This is a genomic window from Streptomyces sp. NBC_00012 (assembly GCF_045040875.1).
Classification (GTDB): Bacteria; Actinomycetota; Actinomycetes; order Streptomycetales; family Streptomycetaceae; genus Streptomyces.
Map to the genome: position 1 here is coordinate 7,895,309 of NZ_CP108309.1, position 17,432 is coordinate 7,912,740.

Below are 17,432 nucleotides of genomic sequence, written 5' to 3' on the forward strand. Positions count from 1 at the left end.
CGGTCAACGGGACCCGTCCCCTTCCGGCCGGGCGAGCGCGTTCGCGACGCTCATCGGGGTACGGGACTCGATGAGGACCTCCAGCGGTACCTCGATGCCGAGCCGCTCGTACACCGCCGTCGCGATCCTGATCACCTGCATGGACTCGATGGCCAGGTCCGGCAGTTGGTCGTGCGCCCCGATCGTGTCGAGTCCCAGCACGTCCCGGTAGATGCTGACAACCTCTTCCACCGCGGTGTCGACCGCCATGTCAGTTCTCCTGTCGACCGTCGTAGGGCAGCTCCAGCGCGTACCCGGCTTTGATCCACTTGCTGGCCTCCACACTCACCCCCACCACCCGGTCGCCCAGCTGAAGTCCGCCGAGGACCTGCTCCAGCTGGAAGAACGGGATGGCGTTGGCGGTGTTGCCGATCTCCGCAACCCGGCTGACCGGCTTGGCACTCGGGATCGCGAGTGCCTCGATCACCCGGTCGGTCATCCGACCGGACAGCTGCGGCGGCAGAACGTAGTCGAGCTCGGAGCGGTCCCAGTCGAGGTCGTCGAGCAGCTCGTCCAGCACCTCGGTGGCCATCTTCGGCGCCGAGAGCTCGATCGCCTTGAAGTCCTCGACCACGGGCTCCTCGCCGGCGCCCTGGTCCACCGAGCCGAACCACTTCACCACTTGGCCCGGTGGGCGGTTGTGGCCCACCAGCCGGGTGTACGCCCGGCGCAGTACCGGGGCACCCGGGACCGGTGCGGTGGTCAGCACCGAGGCGCCTGCGCCGTCGCCGAACAGCAGTGCGTTGACCTGCATGTTGAAAGAGGCGTTCCGCAGGTCCATGTCCAGGTCGAGGAACTTGGCGCATGTCTCGCCGCCCAGTACCAGAGCGGTCCGGGCCTGGCCGGTAGTCAGCAGATTCATGGCCAGGCTCAGGGCCTGGATCGCTCCGGTGCAGCCGGACTGCAGCTGGAAGCTGGGAACGTCGTTGATGCCGAGCCGGTCCGCGATCACGTTCACCGTGGCGGGCATCAGCAGGTCGGGGGTAGCGGTACCCATGATGATCAGGTCGATGTCGCCGGGAGCGGCTCCCGCGGACGCCAGTGCCCTGGTGGCGGCCTGCACACCGAGGTCGGCGAGGGAATGTTCCAACTTTCCGGTTGTGATGTCGACCGAGAAATATCGGGAGCTGGTGCCCACGAACGTCTCGATCCATTGCTCCCACACGGCGGGGAGGTCGAACCGTTTGACGAGAGCGGCGTTGTCGATCGGCGGCCCGGGCAGGGAAGTCCCCACGCCGGCCAGCCGGACCTCGGGATAATCCATGTCGGCAAACTCGCACTGCGCGCTTATCGGAACCTTGGTGGGCCCTTAAGCCGTCGTTTAGTGGCAATGCGCAGACCGGTGACGTGATCGAAGCCCTGTCCCGACGACCGGCGTGCCCGCGCTCCGGCGACCCGGCGTCCGAACCCCCACCGGGACACCCGGCCGTAGGGCGCTACGGGCTCTGATAGGTTCCCTTCTTTGATCCACCGGTGATGACCGGATCTGCCAGTGGTACTGGGGAGGGGGCTCCGTGGGCCGGGTGCCGTCAAGGCTGCGCAAACCGTTGTTCATAGGGCTGCCGCTCCTGCTGCTCGTCACCGGGGTGGTGGTGTTCTTCTCGGGCGTCGACCGTTCGGACGGGCACGGCCATTCGGCGGCGAACCGGGCGCAGTTGCAGCGTGCCTGTGCGGGACTGCTGCCGTACGAGGAGCTGCGGGGCCTCGTGCCCGACGACGTCGCGGGCGAGGTGAGCCAGTACGGCACCGTGCTCGAACCCGGTGAGGACAGCCACTCCCTGGTGAACTGCTCCGTCACCTGGCCGGGGCACGGATCGGTGCGGGTGCAGGCCGTCGCGCTCATTTCCGAGATGCCGATGACGTTGCGGGCCGAGGACATCCTGCCCGGCGTCGACAACGACGGGTACGAGGCGCGCGGACTCACCGGCCGGGTGGACGAGCGGGGGCGGACATGGGTCGTCGCCGAGTGCCCCGGCGGGCTGGCGGGGCGGGCTCGCGAGGTGTCCGGGATGTACGTCACGGCCGATGTCGATCTGCCTGTTCCCGGCAAGGGGAAGCCGGCCGGGTATCTCTACGACTTCCGTACCGCGGTCCAGGTCGCCAACGGGATCACCGCCGCGCAGAAGTGCGGCGGCTCCCCGCTGAAGCCGCCCACGCGGGTCCTCGACACGTACGAGGCCCATGTCACCAGGGACGCGGACGGCGGCAACATGGAGGTCGTGGGGATCGACGAGCCGGGTCTGGGCGTGAAGAAATGCCGTGGGGTCGGCAGGCGAGCGGGCTTCCCCGGCAAGTGGACAGCGAGCGGTGATCTGCAGGACTCACGGCTGGTGAGCGTCTGCACCGCCACCGTCCTGGACCGCATGAACCCGATGGAAACCGATCCGACACCACCCGACGGTGCGGTCGTCGAGGTTTCGGCGGCGAGCTGGTCCGGGCCGCTCAGGGAGTCGGCCGACGCCCAGTACGAACACTCCGGTGACAGCTTCGGCTTCCGCGATGGGAAACGGACCAGGGACATCCCGGACTCGGGGTCGCGTGAACTCGCCCTGTGGGCAGGGTCGGAGTGCGCCGCGGGCAGCACGTACCACCGGGTCACCGTCCGCATGGAGACAAACGACCTCAGTGCGTACACGCTCACTGAAACGGAGCGGACCAAGTACTCCAACGACGCCCGCAAGCTGATGGACAGCTATCTCGCCGACCCCGACGGCTGGCCCCGGCAGCAGGGGTGTCATGAATCCAGGATCCTGGGAGAGGTGGAGGGATGGCGGTGAGACGGAACGTCCTGCGGGCGGTCGTGGCCCTGGTCGCAGCGGCCGTCGTCGTCGCCGGGTATCTCCAGGTGCACGGCGACTTCCAGCGCTGGAGCGACGAGTCGGCGCTCGACGGAGCCTGCGACGGTCTGCTCGACCGGAACGTGTTGCGCGGCGTCCTCGGAGAGGGGGCCGTCGAGGTCGAGAACGAAGGACGCGGCGCGGGCCTGGTGGGCTGTGAGGTGGACGTGTACGACGGCGGCACCGTCGAGATCCGCATCCTCGACATCCCACAGACCGGGAAGCGCCCGGACTCCCTCTTCACGGGCGCTCCGCGGGCGTTCGCCGTGCCGGTCGGCCACGGGTGGACAGGGCTCTTCGGAGCCGACCCGGGAGACGACGCAGAGGCGGATCTCTTCAGTGCCGCCGAGTACGAGGACGTGACCACGAGTCTGGTCCTGAAGTGCACCGGGACAAGCAGTGCCAAGGGCTTGTACGTATCCGTCACGACAACTGGCCACACGTCACTGGACGACCCGGCCGAAAGACCGGAGCTCACCAGGATCGCCACCTCCACCGCGTCCAGGGTCTCGAAGGCCCGGCACTGCGGGGCCGAGCTCGGGAAGCCGGTCAGCAGCCTCGACCTGCCGGTGACCGAGGACGATTACGAGCCGCTCGGCACGGCGGACGGGACCTGCTCCGGCATTCCCGCCGCACACGGCATGGCGATCGCCACCGAGACGGCCCGCGGGGGCGCCCCGCACGAGACGTGCCTGCTCGCCGACGCCGACCACAGGAGGCGCTATGAACTCGAAGCGGACTTCGGACCCTATGCGCAGGAGCAGTTTTTCCTCGCCGCGCAGCGTTCCTTCGAGGGCGCACCGGACTCCGGCACACCCGCACATCAGCGTGACCCCGGCGGCCGGATGAGCTGGACATCGGCCAAGTGCCCCGACGGCCGGGCCCTGTTCACCCTGCAGCCGTCGGCCGATGCGCGCGAGCGCCTCGATTACCCCAGAAGCGACGCGGACCTCGCCTACGAACGTGCGGCACTGCGGGCATTCGCCGAGCGATCGGCGAAGGGCCACGGATGTTCCGCCCCGGCCACTTTGTGACATCGCGAGCAGCCGTCCACCGGACTCAGAGCCCGGTGACCCTGGCGCTCGCCGACACCTCGTAGACCAGGGTGACCGTGCGCCGGCCACCGGGCGGGAGCGGGACGTCCCAGCGGGCGATGCCCTGCGCGTCGACCGCGTCGGGCGCCGGGGAGCACGAACCCTTCCGCAGCCGGATCTCCACCGCCGAGACCTCGGAGACCGGGACCCGCTCCCGAAGGACGACCACCCGCTCGTCCTGCTCCCCCGGGGCGGAGAAGCGGGACAGGTGCAGCCGGACCGTGCGGGTGACCACGGTCCGCTGGGTGATCCCGGTGGAGTCGCGGGACTCCTCGGAATGCCGCACCACCCGGTAGTCGTCGCAGCTGCCGAAGGCCAGTTCGGCGGGGGCGCCGGGGGCGGTGAAGACCAGCGTGCCGCGGCCGCTGAAGCCGCTGCCGCGCACCAGGTCCACGGGCCCGGCGAGCAGCGCGTGGCCGGACAGGTTGTCGAACCGCACCACCTGGGTGACCAGTGGGGACAACTCCGGTGAGCAGGCGTACTCGCTGGGCGCGGCCGTGGTGAACGCGGAGAGCGGCACCCGGTGGGCGCGGCCGTCACCGGACACCGAGACCGGCGCGGGTGATCTCAGCACCCGCGCCTCGCCGCCGTCGTCGACCCCCGGCAGACCGAGCACCGGGGCCGGGCCGAGGATCCCGATCTCCTCCTCGCGCAGCTCGACGTCGACCGTGCGGCGCTCCGCCGCGGAGCGGTCCTTGAGCGTCAGCCGGTCCTCGCTCAGCCGCGGCGGAACGGTGGCCGGCGCCGAGCGGGCCGTCGAAAGTGTCAGCCGCACGTCCGACCAGTCCTCGCCGGTGCGCTGCCAGACCATCGCGTCGGTCTCCAGCGTCAGGGAGTCCCCGTCGAGCACGGCCCGGTAGGCGGGGCGCCACAGCGCGCACGGGGTGAGGTGGCTCAGCCGCAGTCCGGCCGGCCCGGCGACCGCGGACTCCACGGTCAGCTCGACATGACCGATCAGCTCGGCGGGCTCCTCCTCGGCGAGCTGCATGGCCCGCTCGGCTGCCCTGAGTTCGGCGGCGAGGGCGGTCAGCCGGGCCTCCGCGGTGCGGAGTTGCTCGCCGTGCTCGTCGCGCTCGGCGTCCACCCGGTCCAGTTCCCGGGCCCAGCGGGCCCCTTCGGTCTCCCCGGAGCCGGCGCCCTCGCCGATTTCCCGCAGCAGATCGGTGGCGAGGCGGCCGAGCAGGTCGAGCCGGGTCTTCAGCCGGTCGCGTCGCTGCCCCAGGGCCAGCCGCTCCTCTTCGAGGTCGTGTACGCGGTGGCGCAAGGCGGAGTCGTCCCCGGTGGGCGGCAGCGGCGCGCGTGGCGTCCAGCTGCGGACGATCCGTACGTCGAGCACGGTCGCGGGGTGCTCGGCGGTCAGCTCGGCATGGAGTGTCCGGTCGACGGCCAGCGCACTGACCGGCCCGAGACGCAGCCGCTGGACCCCGGCCGCCAGGTCGAGCACGACTGCGCGCTCGACGTGGGCGCGGTCCTCGAGACAGGTGACGGCGGTGACGGGGAGGGCGATCGGCTTCGGGGCCGTGGACATGGTGTGTGTCAGCTCCTGCGGTTGCCGCCGACCAGGGCCTTGCCGGTCGGGATGCGTATCTCGTAACCGCCGTCCAGGGCGGCGGTGGCGCCTGCGGGCAGATCGAGCCGCCAGACGCGGGTGCCCGGTGCGTCTCGGTCGGGCCCGGTGCCTTCCTCGGGCGCCGTCCAGTCGGCCCGTTCCTCGATCCGGACGTCCGGCTCGGAGGAGACCGGCACCCGCTCGCGGACCTCCACGGTGACGGGGCTCGCGAGCCCGTTGGCCAGCTCCACATGGACGCGGTGGTCGAGCACGGTGGTGTTGTTGCGCAGGCCCGAGGTGGACTCGTGCAGGTTCGTACGGCGGGTGACCCGGATGCCCTCGGCCGGCCCGAGCCCCACCCGGCGTACCCCGCCGGGTGCGAGCGTGGGCAGCGCCGTCGTCAGCAGGTAGTCGTCGTCGACGGTGATCTCCACCGGGCCGGCCAGCAGCGCCTGGTCGGTGGAGTTGGAGAGCACCAGCGTCGCGTACACGGTCTGCTCCACTGACGGCACACAGAGGTACTCGGTACGCAGACCGACCGGGATCTCGCCGACGGTGACGGTGTGCCAGGTGCCGTCCGACGGAATGTCGGAGCGAGCGGTGGCATCGAAGCGGTGGTCGAAGGAACCCGCCGACTCACGGGGCCGCACGGCCTGACCGGGCAGCGGCAGCGCGGCCACCGCCTCTGCGCGGCGGCGGTACTCGGCCGCCACCGGGTCGAAGGCGGAGCCGGGAAACAGCCGGCCCCTGCGACCGCCCGTCTCCTCGGGGCCGCACAGGACGAGTCCGTCGTAGTCGAGTTCGGCGCCGCTCGGCTGCGGCGGACCGGCTGCCGGTGCCGGAGGGAGCGTCGGCACGGCCCCACCGGGAGCCGCGGGCATCATCGCGCCGGGGGCACCCGCGAAGGACCTGCCGGCGGAACGGGGCCGGGCACCGGCCGGCTGCGCGGGGGCGGGCATCCCGCCGCCGAAGGCCTCCGTGGGAGCGCCGCCGGGCGCCGGGAACGCGGCCGGGGGAGCGCCGTAGCCCTGCGGGGCCGGCGGAGGGGGAGGCGGCGGTGGCAGAGCCGGCTCGGCCGCGGCGGCCGCGGGGGCGTAGCCGCCCACGAGAGCCGCGGCTGCGGAGGCCGGGGCCGGGCCGGGACCTGCCGAGTCGTACCCGGAGAACAGGTCGACGAGCCCGGCCGGGGGCTCGCGCCAGCCGGAGGGCGCGGGTGCGGGCTGGCTGCGTCCGATCCGGATCGAGCGGAGCCTCGGCAGGTCGGTGCGGCGCCGGAGATCGGCGGTGGCCAGGGCGATGCGCACCCCGGTCCAGTCCTCGCCGGTCCGCTGGGCGACCGAGGCGCGCAGCATCAGACGGCCGCGGCCTTCGCCGTGACGGTGACCGAGACGGTAGGCCGGCGTCCAGACGGCGCCCGGCACCCCGTACTCCAGCTCCACCTCAACCTCCGCGCCACCGGTGCCGGTATCGGCGCCGACGAGGGTCAGTACCGCGCAGACCGTGGTCTCCACGTGCGCCGACGGCGCGTCGGTGGAGGCCCGCGCGAGCCTGTCGGCGGCGCCGTCGAGCTCGTGCTCGACGTTGCGCAGCGCCTCCTCCAGCTCGACGAGCCGATTGTGCAGCCCCGCCAGCCGTTCGTCCACGAAGCCGGCGAGCTCCAGCCAGGCGTCGACCGGGGTGCGGCGGTGCGGATCGTCCCGCCTGCGGGCAGGCGGAACCGGGTGGAGAGCCTTGACCTCCTCGATCAGGCTCAGCTGCCGGTCCCGGCGTCCCATTGCGGCCGCGTGCTCGTCGCTCAGCCGCTCGACCTCGCGCCGCAACTCGTCGGGCGCATGAGAGCCGACCGGCTCGGCCTCGATTTCCACCCGGGCCTCGGTGACGCGCACCCCGGGGGAGCCCAGGACGCCGGCCCGCAGCGAGCCCGGGTCCAGCGAGCGGGGCAGCCCCGTCACCCGCACCCGGCCGTCGGGCGACACACTGCCCCGGGCCACGCGCCTGCAGATCGCGCCCTGCGCGTACACCACGACCGAATCGAGGGTCGAGCCCCACCTCTGTGCCGGTTCATCCGTCATGTGCTGCGCCCCCCCGCCGTGTCCATGTCGAACGCAGCTTACGCCGCGCCGGTCCGCGCGTCCGCGCCGTATCCGGAGGACGGTGCCGACCGGTCTCCTTCGAAGACCGCACGGGCGCTCGTGACGACGGCGCATCTGCCGGCTGCCCAGCGCAGGGCCATCGCGTGGTCCTCGGCGGAGAAGTCGGCCACCGCGTCGGCCACCACGAACGCCTGGATGTCCTGCATCCAGGCGTCGCACGCGGTCATGAGGACGCCGATGTGGGCGTAGACGCCGGTGATGACGATCTGGTCGCGGCCCTGCTCGCGCAGGCGTTCCAGGAGGTCGGTGCGGACGAAGGCGCTGTACTTCCACTTGGTGAGCACCGTGTCGCCCTCGTCGGGTGCGACGGCCGCCGCGATCGCGGCGGCATGCGGTTCGGCCGGCAGGCCCGGGCCCCAGAAGTCCTGTTGCAGTCCGCGCTCTTGCGGGCTCTGGCCGCCGGGTTTGCGCGGTGTAGAGCACCGGGATGCCGAGGCGTGCCGCCTTCTTCTTCAACTCGGCCACGTGTGACAGAAGTTCGGGGATCGGTGCGGCGGAGGGATCGTAGGCCGAGAGGAAGTGGTTCTGCAGATCGTGGACGAGGAGCACTGCGCGTGACGGGTCGACGGTCCACTCGACCCGGTTGGCGGGCAGTTCGTCGGTGGCGGGCATGGGGTACGGGGCGATGGCGGGGAGGGCCATGGTGCGGGGATTCCGTTCAGGGCAGGGGTTCTCGGGAGGGTCGGGCCGGCGGAGGGTTCCGGGGAGGGTCAGGCCGGCGGAGACACGGGTGCGTTCCGGGCCGCGGCGGTCCGTAGCGCCTTCTTGGAGATCTTTCCGACTCCGGTCTGAGGGAACGTGTCCACGAACTCGACCCGGTCCGGCACCTTGTACGCGGCCAGCCCCCGTGCACGTACGAACCGCTTGATGTCCACCGGCTTCGGCGGAACCGCGCCCGGGCGCAGGAGCACGTACGCGCAGGTGCGTTCGCCCAGGTACGGATCCGGCTCGGCCACCACGTTGGCGTCGTGGACGCAGGGGTGGGCGAGGATGTGGTTCTCCACCTCCTCGGCGGCGATCTTCTCGCCGCCCCGGTTGATCTGGTCCTTGGCGCGGCCCTCGACGACGATGTGGCCGCTCGGGGTGGTCCGGACGACATCGCCGGTGCGGTAGAAGCCGTCCTCGGTGAACGAGCGGGCGTTGTGTTCCGGCGCCCGCCAGTAGCCGCGGATCGTGTAGGGCCCACGGGTCAGCAGGTGGCCCGTTTCACCCGGTGCGACCTCCTGGTCCTCGTCGTCGACGACCAGGATCTCGTCGTCCGGTGAGATGGGCCGCCCCTGGGTGGTGACGATCACCTCGACCGGGTCGTCCAGCCGGGTGTAGTTGACCAGGCCCTCGGCCATGCCGAAGACCTGCTGCAAGGTGCAGCCGAGCGCCGGCCGGACCCGCCGCGCGGCCTCCTCGCTGAACTTCGCCCCACCCACCAGCAGGACTTCGAGACTGCTGAGGTCGTGCGCGGTGACGGTGGCCGCCCGGATCCACAGCAGGGCCAGCGGCGGGACCAGCCCGGTGATGGTGACCCCCTCCCGCTCGATCAGCGGGAAGGCCACCTCGGGGGAGGGCTGCGGGCACAGCACGACGCGGCCTCCGGCGTAGAGCGTGCCGAGCGAACCGGGTGAGGAGAGCGGGAAGTTGTGGGCCGCGGGCAGTGCACAGAGGTAGACGCTGTTCTCGTCCACCCCGCAGATCTCGTTGGAGCCGCGGAGCGAGTAGATGTAGTCGTCGTGGGTGCGCGGAATCAGTTTCGGTACGCCGGTGCTGCCGCCGGAGAGCTGGAGGAAGGCCAGGTCGTCCGGGCGCGGCGCACCGTGACCGACCGGGTCCTGGGCCACGTCGGAGAGCGCCTCGAACTCGCCCGGGTCCCCGGCGGCGACGAACACGTGCCGTAGCGGGGCCGCACCGGCGCGGGCGCGCGCCGCCAGTTCGCGGTAGTCGTAGCCGCCGTGTTCCGCCGCGACGACGTACGCGACCGCCTCGGTGAACTCGCAGAAGTACGAGACCTCCGTCTCGCGGTGGGCCGGCAGTGCGAAGACGGGCAGCGCACCGATCCGGAACAGTGCGAAGACGACCTCGAAGAACTCCGCGATATTGGGCAGTTGCACCACCACCCGGTCGCCCTTGGTGATGTCACGGGCGAGGAAGCCCGCGGCCAGCCGGTCGGCGCGCCGGTCCAGTTCCGCGTAGCTCCACCGGATTTCCGCGACGGGGTCGACCACGGCGATCCGGTCCGGGTGCGCCTCGGCGCGTTCCCGGAGCATGGCGCCGAACGTCTCGCCGCGCCACCAGCCCGCGGCCCGGTACCGCTCGGCGAATTCGGACGGCCAGGTGGGTGTGGAGTGCGGGCTCACAGCTGGGCCCCCACGGCGCTGAGGAAGGTACGGAACTTGGCCGCCGTCTCGGCGGTCTCCGCCTCGGGCACGGACGCCGCCACGATGCCGGCGCCCGCGTAGAGGCGCAGCGTGCGTTCCCCGGCCTCGGCGCAGCGGATCGTGACGACCCACTCGCCGTCGCCCCGGGCGTCGCCCCAGCCCACCATCCCGGTGAAGAAGCCACGGTCGAACGGCTCGGTCTCCGCGATGATGCGCCGGGCTGTCGTGGTGGGGGTGCCGCACACGGCCGGGGTCGGGTGCAGGGCGCAGGCGAGAGCCAGGGCCGAGACGTCGGGGGAGGCGAGCGTGCCGGTGACCGTGGTGGACAGGTGCCACATGGTGGCGGTGCGGATCAGCGTCGGCCGGTCGGGGACGGTCAGCTCCGTGCAGTGCGGGGCCAGGGCCTGGTGGACGGCGTCCACCACGACGGCGTGTTCGTGCAGGTCCTTCGCGGACTCCAGCAGCGCGGCGGCACGGCGGACGTCCTCGGCCAGGTCGCCGCTGCGCGGGGTGGACCCGGCGAGCGGATTGGCGACCACCCGCTGTCCCTGCCGGGAGACCAGCAGTTCCGGACTGGCACCGATGAGGGTGCGTCCGGCCCCGGCGGGCAGAGCGAAGGTGTGGCCGGTGGGATCGCGACGGGCCAGGCGCTGGAGCATCCCGGGCAGGTCGAGCGGGGCGGGGGAGGTGAGTTCGAGGGTGCGGGCGAGCACCACCTTGCTGAACTCCCCGCGCCACATGCGCTGCACGGCCGAGGCGACGCCCGCTCCGTAGACCTCGGGTCCGGGTACCGGGCGTATCCGCCAGTCCGCCGAGCCGGTCGTGCCGGCGGGCAGGGCGATCAGGGGGTCGGAGGCGAGCGGGGGCGCGATGCGCGGTGCCGCCGGCACGCTCAGGGCGGCCGGTGCCTCGTGGTCGAACGGGATGGCGCCGATGACCACGGGCGATTCCTGCCCGGCCGCGGCGGCCTCGGCCAGGGTGGCGTTCACCCGCTCGTCCAGGGGCCGCGCGTCGTGCGGCACGGGGCGTGCCGCACCGCGGGCCAGCAGGGTGCGGCCCGGGGTGGCGAGGAAGTGGTCGCCCGGAGTGTAGGAGTCCAGGAGCGAGGTGGCGGCACCTACGGCCGGGTGGGCCGGATCGGCCGGGGGTAGGTGCGTGGCGACCTGGGAAGCCGTCGACACGGTGACTCCATTCTCGATATTCTCGATGGTTCTGCCGGAGGGGGTCGGGAGCTGCGGGTGGTTCAGCGCAGGGTCGCGCCGCCGTCGACGTACAGCTCCTGCATGGTGATGTGGCGGGCGCGGTCCGAGGCGAGGAACGCGACGGCGTCGGCGATGTCCTCGGGGGCGGCGATCCGGCCCAGCGGGATGCCGGTGCGGTAGGTCGCCGGGTCTCCGTCGATGACGCGCTGTCCGGCGTCGGAGCCGGTCCACAGGGCGCGTTGCATCGCGGTGTCGGTGGACCCGGGTGCGACGACGTTGCACCGTACGCCGCTGCGGGCGAGTTCGAGGCCCAGGCATTTGGTGAACATGGCCGCCGCGGCCTTCGACGCGGCGTAGGCGGCCATGCCGGTGCGGGGGATCCCGGCGGCGTTGGAACCGACGGTGATGACACAGCCGTTGCCCCGGCCTGCCATCAGCGGTGCGACGGTCTGCGCGGTGTGGAGGACGCCGTCGGTGTTCACCGCGAAGGTGTCCGACCAGTCCTCGGCGCGGAGTTCGGTGGCGGATCCGGAACGCAGGATGCCCGCGACGTTCACGAGTACCTCGATGGGACCGAGTTCGCGCTCGGTCCGGGCCACGGCGCGCTCCACCGAGGGCCGGTCGGTGACGTCCATCGCGTACGGCTCCAGGCGGCCGGCCGGGCGCTCGTTCTCCGGTTTCTCCGCCTGCCGCCGGTTCCACCGCGAGGCCAGGGCGTCGATGGGCTCCTGCGCGCGGTCGGTGGCGGCCACGCGGGCGCCGAGGGTGGCGAACAGCTCGGCGACGGCCGCCCCGATGCCTTGTGCGGCACCGGTCACCAGGACAGTACGGCCGTCGAACTCGCCGCTTCTGCCCGGTATGTGCTCAGGCGTGAGCTCAGGCATGAGCAACCTCCGTTCGGGAAAGTTAGGTAAGGGTAACCTAACTTGAGCGCGGAGGTCTCCGTGTTCGACGCTTGTAAATTAGGTTAGCCTTGCCTTAGTTTGAGCGGGTCGCCGGTCCTCCGGCGCGACTCGTCAAGAACCGTGGCGAACAGGCTCGCGCCGCCGCCCGGGTGGCCGGCGAGGCCGCCGAATCCACCCGCGAACGCCATGACCGGGCGTGCGCGGACGTCGCCCGTGCCATGGCGCCGTACCCATCACCGCCGACGCGTCGACCGCGCTGCCGGCACCCACCCCCGCAGGAGCAACCCGATGAACCAGACCCTGTCGCCCGAACGCGTCCGCGCGGACGTCGCGGAGCTGCTCGACTGCGACCCGGCCGGGATCGCGCCCGAGGAGAACCTCGTCGACCTCGGCCTGGACTCGGTGCGGATCATGGTCCTGGTCGACCGCTGGCGTGCCGCGGGAGCGGCCGCGCTGGACTTCGCCGACCTGGCCGAGCAGCCCGAACTGGGGCACTGGACCGAGCTGTTGACGGGTGGTGCCGCATGAGCCGGATCGACCACCGGCACCGGCACCTGGAGCGGATCGCGGAGGTCCGGGCGGGCCTTCACGCCGAGAAGGTGGGCTACCCGATCGGCATCCGGGCCACCGAGGTCGTACGCACCGCCATGGTCGGCACCGGTCTGCTGCGGGTGACCCTGGGCGGGCCCGGCACCGAGGGCTTCGAGGCCCACGCGCCGGACGAACACGTGAAACTGATCTTCCCGGATTTGGACGGCTCACTGCGGCTGCCCGAGCGGAACGGGGCGATGCTGCGCTGGCCGCGGCCGGTGCTCGTCTCGCGGGAGTACACCGTGCGCCGCTACGACCCGGTCGCGGGCGAGATCGATATCGATGTCGCCCCGCACGGCGGCGGTCTTGCCTCGGACTGGGCGCGTGCGGCCCGGCCCGGCGACATCATGCATGTCGCCGGGCCGCCCGGCGGGCTGATCGTCCCGGACACCTACGACCGCTACCTGCTCGCGGGCGACATCACGGCCCTGCCCGCGATCGCGCGCCGGCTGGAGGAACTGCCCAGGAGCGCGAAGGGCTGGGCGTTCGTCGAAGTCGCCGATGCCACACAGGAGATCGAGCTCTGCGCGCCCGAGGGCGTGGAGGTGTGCTGGCTGCGCCGCGGTGACCGGCCGGCCGGAACCGGCGACGCGCTGGCGCGGGCCGTGTCCGCGGTGACCGTGCCCGAGGGGGAGCGGGTGTACGTCTGGGCCGCGGGCGAGGCGGGGCAGGTCAAGCCGCTGCGCCGCTGGGCCCGCGACGAGCTGCGGCTGGAGAAGGCCGACAGCGACATCACCGGGTACTGGAAGCGCGGCGTCGCCGACTTCGACGAGGACGACCACTGACCGACAGCCGGCGCAGGGGGCGGGCGCGACGCCGCCCTCTGCTTCGTCGTGACCCAAAGGCCATCGAACAAGGTGCGCCTCACCTGAGCAACAAGGAGCAATTCATGTCCATACGCAGATCGTCCGTCCTGGTCGGAGCCGCTTCGCTGGCCCTGATCCTGACCGGCTGCGGTTTCTCGTCGCAGAGCGGGTCGGAGGCCTCGGACAAGGGAGGCACCCGGGTGTTCGCCGCGGACAACGGCAAGATCACCATCCCGGCCGCCCCGAAGCGTGTGGTGGCCACCGGCTACGCCGTGCCCGCCCTCATCGAGGCCGACGCACCGCTGGTCGGGATCTCGTCGTGGAAGCGCGGCGAGCCGATGATGTCCAAGGAGGACCTGGCCGAGTACAAGAAGCTCCCCAAGGTGGCGGGGGAGCAGGCGGCCGAGACCAACTACGAGGCCGTCGCCGAGGCCGACCCCGACCTGATCGTCATCGGCGTGCCCGCCCCCGTGCTCGGCGACATCGACGTCAAGCGGCTGGAGTCGATCGCCCCGGTCGTGGCGATCGGCCCGACCGTGCCGTCCGCCTGGCGCGAGCTGTCCCGCAAGCAGTCCGACGCCGCGGGCTCGCTCAAGCAGTTCGACGCCGCGAAGGACGAGTACGAGGCCAAGGCCGCCGAACTGGCCGAGAAGTACAAGGACGTGCTGCCCGAGCTCAAGCTGGGCCACGTCGGCTCGTACGGCGAGGTCGCCAAGGGAACCTTCCAGCGCGAGTTCAACGGCTCGTGGGGCACCAACATCGTCGAGGACATGGGCGCGACGTACTACGGCAAGGTCAAGGAACCCGGCCCCGGTTCGCGCGCGGTCAGCGAGTACCCGTCCATCGAGGAACTCCCGGCCGCGTTCGGCGAGGCCGATGCCATGACCTATTCCGTCAACGCCGACGGCAGCGTCCCCGAGGCGGTCGAGTACGTCATGGACTCGAAGCTGTGGAAGAACCTGCCCGCCGTCAAGGCCGGGAAGGCATTCCCGCTCCGCTACACCGAGGCCGCGACCTACGGGCAGGCCATGCAGACCCTGGACGCGATCGACAAGTCGCTCGCCGGGTTGCTGAACCGGTGACCGTCGCGGGCCGCGCGTCCCGGGCGGCGAGAACCGGGCGGGCCGTGCCGAAGACCGGCCTGCTCGTCGGCGCACTGGTGCTGCTGGCGGCGGTCGCCGTGCTCAGCATGGGCGTCGGGGCCCGCCACGTCCCGCCCGCCGAGGTCGTGCGGGCCCTGCTGGACTTCCGGGGCACCGACGACCACGTGATCGTGCGGGACGTCCGGGCGCCGCGCTCGCTGCTGGCCATCGCGGTGGGCGCCGCGCTCGCGGTGGCCGGCGCACTGATCCAGACGCTGGCCCGCAACCCGCTGGCCGAGCCCGGCATCCTCGGGGTCACCGCGGGCGCCGGGTTCGCCATCACCGTCGGCTCGGCGCTCGGCCTGGCCACCGGGCAGGCGGGCGAACTCGGCTTCGCGGTCACCGGCTCCGTACTGGCGGCGCTGCTGGTTGCCGCCGTCGGGCGGCGCTCACCGCTGCGCCTGGTGCTCACCGGCGTGGCACTGACCGCGGTGCTGAGCGGCGTGGCGCTGGGCATGCGGCTGATGCTCCCGGACGTCTTCGACACCTACCGGTTCTGGTCGGTCGGGTCGCTGGCGGCCCGCGAACAGGCGCCGCTGGCCCTGCCGTTGGCCGCGATCGCCGTTGCGCTGATCGGTGCGCTGCTGTTGAGCCGGGCACTCAACGCCCTGACGCTGGGGGAGAACGTCGCGCACACACTCGGTGCGGGCGTGGGCCGGGTACGGGCCGCCGCCCTGGTGCTGATCACCGTGCTCAGCGGGGCGGCGACGGCGGTCGCCGGGCCGATCCTCTTCGTCGGGCTGATCGTGCCGCACCTGGCGCGCAGGCCGGCGGCGGGCTCGGTGCCGTGGCTGATCCTCTACACGATGGTGCTGGGGCCGATCCTGCTGCTGGTCGCCGACATCGGCTCGCGCGTGCTGCTGCCCACCGGTGAGGTGCCGGTGGCCATCGTGACCGCGTTCCTAGGCGGACCCATGCTCATCTGGGCTGTACGCCGATACGGGGCGGGGTCGCTGTGACCGTACTCGTACCGAAGGCCGAACGCCGCACCCTGCTGCTCTGTGCCGTGCTGGTCCCCCTGATGCTGGGCCTGGGTCTGCTCGGGCTGTGTTACGGGGCGTCATGGTCCACTCCCGGCGAGGTGTTCGCCGCGCTGACCGGGGCGGACCACTCCGTGGTGATCCGGGACTGGCGGCTGCCGCGCGTGCTGGCCGGGCTGGTCTTCGGCGCCGCGCTCGGTGTGGCGGGGGCGGTCTTCCAGAACCTCACCCGCAACCCGATGGGCAGCCCGGACGTCATCGGCCTCGACGCGGGCGCCTACACCGGCGCCCTGATCGCCATGACCGTACTCTCGGGCACCTCCGCGCAACTCGCCGTGGGATCGGTGCTCGGCGGGCTGGCCGTCGCGGCCGCCATCTACCTGCTGTCGTTCGAACGAGGCTTCTCCGGGCTGCGGTTGGTGGTCATCGGCATCGCCTTCAACGCGATGGTGACCGCGGTCAACTCCTGGATCGTGCTGCGTGCCGAGCTGGAGGTGGCGATCGCCGCCGTCGGCTGGAGCGCGGGCTCGCTCAACGGAGTGGGCTGGGCCGACCTGGGGATTCCCTTCACGGTGATCGCCGTGCTGCTGGCCCTGATGGCCTCGCGGGCGCACGCCATGCACCAGGCGTCGCTCGGCGACGCGGTCGCGGTGACCACCGGCGTCGGACTCGACCGGCTGCGGCTGCTCATGGTGCTGGCCGGCGTCGGCTGCACGGCCACGGTGACCGCGGTGGCCGGCCCCATCGCCTTCATCGCGCTGGCCGCCCCGCAGATCGGCCGCAGGCTCGCGGGCGCGGCCGGAGTACCGCTGCTCCCGGCCGCACTGACCGGAGCCGTACTGCTCCTGGGCGCCGACCTGATCGCCCAGATGCTGCTGGCGCCCGTCGCACTGCCCGTCGGCGTGGTGAGCACAGCGATCGGCGGCTGCTACCTGATCTGGCTGCTGACCAAGGAGGTGAGGCGCGCGTGACCGCACGCCTGACGGCGCGGGAAACGACCCTGCGCTACGGAGACCGGGTCGTTTCCACCCGGCTCAGCATCGACATCCCCGACGGCGCGTTCACCGCCATCGTCGGCCCCAACGCCTGTGGGAAGTCAACCCTGTTGAGCGCGCTGGTCCGACTGCTGCGCCCGGACTCCGGGCAGGTGGAACTCGACGGCCGCGAGGTCGGCCGCTACGCCACCAAGGCACTGGCCAAGCAGCTCGGCTTCCTGCCGCAGGACCCGCTGGCACCCGACGACATCAAGGTCCGGCAACTGGTGGGCCGGGGGCGGTTCCCGCACCAGTCGATGCTGGCCCTGTGGTCGCCGGACGACGAGAAGGCGGTCGACGGGGCGATGGCCGCCGCCGGCGTCGGCGACCTGGCCGGCCGGCCGGTGCGGGAACTGTCCGGCGGACAGCGCCAGCGGGTGTGGATGGCCATGGTGCTCGCCCAGCAGACGCCGTACCTGCTGCTCGACGAACCGACGTCCTTCCTGGACATCACCCACCAGTACCAACTGCTCGGCCTGCTGGCCCGGCTGCGCGACGAGGGCCGCACGGTGGTCGCGGTCCTGCACGACATCAACCAGGCATGCCGGTTCGCCGATCACCTGATCGCCATGAAGGACGGCCGCGTGGTCGCCGAGGGCGACCCCGGGGACGTCGTGGACGCCGCGCTGATCAAGGAGGTCTTCGACCTGCCGAGCGTTATCGTCCCCGACCCGGTGACCGGCACACCGATGGTCGTTCCCACACTTCCAGGAGAGTAAGTTGAGCCCCGC

Annotated in this window: 15 protein-coding genes and 1 pseudogene; 8 read left to right on the forward strand and 8 right to left on the reverse strand. The window is 72.0% G+C overall.

The features are described from left to right. Positions 1 to 3: 3 nt before the first annotated feature. Together OHA19_RS35610 and OHA19_RS35615 are read right to left on the reverse strand one after the other, a co-directional pair. Complete coding sequence (locus OHA19_RS35610; RefSeq protein ID WP_405709576.1) at positions 4 to 249, reverse strand: acyl carrier protein; 246 nt, start codon at positions 247 to 249, stop codon at positions 4 to 6. A 1-nt stretch (position 250) separates the two neighbouring features. Beyond that, positions 251 to 1,303, reverse strand: a complete 1,053-nt coding sequence (locus tag OHA19_RS35615) for a 3-oxoacyl-ACP synthase III family protein (protein ID WP_405709573.1) — start codon at positions 1,301 to 1,303, stop codon at positions 251 to 253. 250 nt (positions 1,304 to 1,553) lie between these two features. Between OHA19_RS35615 and OHA19_RS35620 the strand changes: the two genes are divergently transcribed. Both OHA19_RS35620 and OHA19_RS35625 read left to right on the forward strand, forming a co-directional pair. Beyond that, positions 1,554 to 2,816, forward strand: coding sequence for a hypothetical protein (locus tag OHA19_RS35620; RefSeq protein ID WP_405752900.1), 1,263 nt, complete (start codon positions 1,554 to 1,556; stop codon positions 2,814 to 2,816). Next, complete coding sequence (locus tag OHA19_RS35625; RefSeq protein ID WP_405709569.1) at positions 2,813 to 3,910, forward strand: hypothetical protein; 1,098 nt, start codon at positions 2,813 to 2,815, stop codon at positions 3,908 to 3,910. Before OHA19_RS35620 ends, OHA19_RS35625 begins: the two co-directional genes overlap by 4 nt. Positions 3,911 to 3,935: 25 nt before the next feature. Here the strand turns inward: OHA19_RS35625 and OHA19_RS35630 are convergent, their stop codons facing one another. From OHA19_RS35630 to OHA19_RS35655, 6 genes and pseudogenes are all read right to left on the reverse strand, one after another. After that, positions 3,936 to 5,498, reverse strand: a complete 1,563-nt coding sequence (locus OHA19_RS35630; RefSeq protein WP_405709567.1) for a DUF4139 domain-containing protein — start codon at positions 5,496 to 5,498, stop codon at positions 3,936 to 3,938. Positions 5,499 to 5,506: 8 nt separating this feature from the next. Then, positions 5,507 to 7,591 (reverse strand): DUF4139 domain-containing protein, encoded by a 2,085-nt coding sequence (locus tag OHA19_RS35635; protein WP_405752903.1) that lies wholly within the window; start codon positions 7,589 to 7,591, stop codon positions 5,507 to 5,509. 38 nt (positions 7,592 to 7,629) lie between these two features. Beyond that, a pseudogene (locus tag OHA19_RS35640) lies at positions 7,630 to 8,314 on the reverse strand (isochorismatase family protein). 68 nt (positions 8,315 to 8,382) lie between these two features. Further along, the gene (locus tag OHA19_RS35645; RefSeq protein WP_405709558.1) at positions 8,383 to 10,020 is read right to left on the reverse strand and encodes a (2,3-dihydroxybenzoyl)adenylate synthase; all 1,638 of its coding nucleotides are present in this window, start codon (positions 10,018 to 10,020) and stop codon (positions 8,383 to 8,385) included. Continuing rightward, a complete protein-coding gene (gene dhbC, locus OHA19_RS35650) occupies positions 10,017 to 11,222 on the reverse strand; it encodes an isochorismate synthase DhbC (protein WP_405709555.1) in 1,206 nt (401 codons plus the stop codon). The genes OHA19_RS35645 and dhbC overlap by 4 nt, the downstream gene beginning before the upstream one ends. 62 nt (positions 11,223 to 11,284) lie before the next feature. Beyond that, positions 11,285 to 12,127 (reverse strand): 2,3-dihydro-2,3-dihydroxybenzoate dehydrogenase, encoded by an 843-nt coding sequence (locus OHA19_RS35655; protein ID WP_405709552.1) that lies wholly within the window; start codon positions 12,125 to 12,127, stop codon positions 11,285 to 11,287. 309 nt (positions 12,128 to 12,436) lie between these two features. On the opposite strand from OHA19_RS35655, the gene OHA19_RS35660 reads away from it, so the two are divergent. The 6 genes from OHA19_RS35660 (at position 12,437) to OHA19_RS35685 (ending at position 17,420) form a co-directional block, all read left to right on the forward strand. Then, positions 12,437 to 12,676, forward strand: coding sequence for a phosphopantetheine-binding protein (locus tag OHA19_RS35660; protein ID WP_405709549.1), 240 nt, complete (start codon positions 12,437 to 12,439; stop codon positions 12,674 to 12,676). Then, positions 12,673 to 13,524 carry a siderophore-interacting protein gene (locus tag OHA19_RS35665; RefSeq protein WP_405752905.1) on the forward strand — a complete coding sequence of 284 codons (852 nt, stop codon included), beginning with the start codon at positions 12,673 to 12,675 and terminating at the stop codon, positions 13,522 to 13,524. The genes OHA19_RS35660 and OHA19_RS35665 overlap by 4 nt, the downstream gene beginning before the upstream one ends. Before the next feature lie 104 nt (positions 13,525 to 13,628). Then, positions 13,629 to 14,627 (forward strand): ABC transporter substrate-binding protein, encoded by a 999-nt coding sequence (locus OHA19_RS35670; RefSeq protein WP_405752908.1) that lies wholly within the window; start codon positions 13,629 to 13,631, stop codon positions 14,625 to 14,627. Continuing rightward, the gene (locus OHA19_RS35675; protein WP_405709540.1) at positions 14,624 to 15,646 is read left to right on the forward strand and encodes a FecCD family ABC transporter permease; all 1,023 of its coding nucleotides are present in this window, start codon (positions 14,624 to 14,626) and stop codon (positions 15,644 to 15,646) included. The genes OHA19_RS35670 and OHA19_RS35675 overlap by 4 nt, the downstream gene beginning before the upstream one ends. Positions 15,647 to 15,708: 62 nt before the next feature. Continuing rightward, positions 15,709 to 16,638 carry a FecCD family ABC transporter permease gene (locus OHA19_RS35680; protein WP_405753358.1) on the forward strand — a complete coding sequence of 310 codons (930 nt, stop codon included), beginning with the start codon at positions 15,709 to 15,711 and terminating at the stop codon, positions 16,636 to 16,638. Beyond that, positions 16,635 to 17,420 (forward strand): ABC transporter ATP-binding protein, encoded by a 786-nt coding sequence (locus OHA19_RS35685; protein WP_405709537.1) that lies wholly within the window; start codon positions 16,635 to 16,637, stop codon positions 17,418 to 17,420. Before OHA19_RS35680 ends, OHA19_RS35685 begins: the two co-directional genes overlap by 4 nt. The last annotated feature ends 12 nt before the right edge of the window (positions 17,421 to 17,432 follow it).

Bases quoted from the DNA above. Each gene is read 5' to 3' on its own strand.
- OHA19_RS35655 (WP_405709552.1), bottom strand. From the start codon at position 12,127: ATGCCTGAGCTCACGCCTGAGCACATACCGGGCAGAAGCGGCGAGTTC.
- OHA19_RS35635 (WP_405752903.1), bottom strand. From the start codon at position 7,591: ATGACGGATGAACCGGCACAGAGGTGGGGCTCGACCCTCGATTCGGTC.
- OHA19_RS35670 (WP_405752908.1), top strand. From the start codon at position 13,629: ATGTCCATACGCAGATCGTCCGTCCTGGTCGGAGCCGCTTCGCTGGCC.
- OHA19_RS35630 (WP_405709567.1), bottom strand. From the start codon at position 5,498: ATGTCCACGGCCCCGAAGCCGATCGCCCTCCCCGTCACCGCCGTCACC.
- OHA19_RS35610 (WP_405709576.1), bottom strand. From the start codon at position 249: ATGGCGGTCGACACCGCGGTGGAAGAGGTTGTCAGCATCTACCGGGAC.
- OHA19_RS35660 (WP_405709549.1), top strand. From the start codon at position 12,437: ATGAACCAGACCCTGTCGCCCGAACGCGTCCGCGCGGACGTCGCGGAG.
- OHA19_RS35665 (WP_405752905.1), top strand. From the start codon at position 12,673: ATGAGCCGGATCGACCACCGGCACCGGCACCTGGAGCGGATCGCGGAG.
- OHA19_RS35615 (WP_405709573.1), bottom strand. From the start codon at position 1,303: ATGGATTATCCCGAGGTCCGGCTGGCCGGCGTGGGGACTTCCCTGCCC.
- OHA19_RS35680 (WP_405753358.1), top strand. From the start codon at position 15,709: ATGCTGGGCCTGGGTCTGCTCGGGCTGTGTTACGGGGCGTCATGGTCC.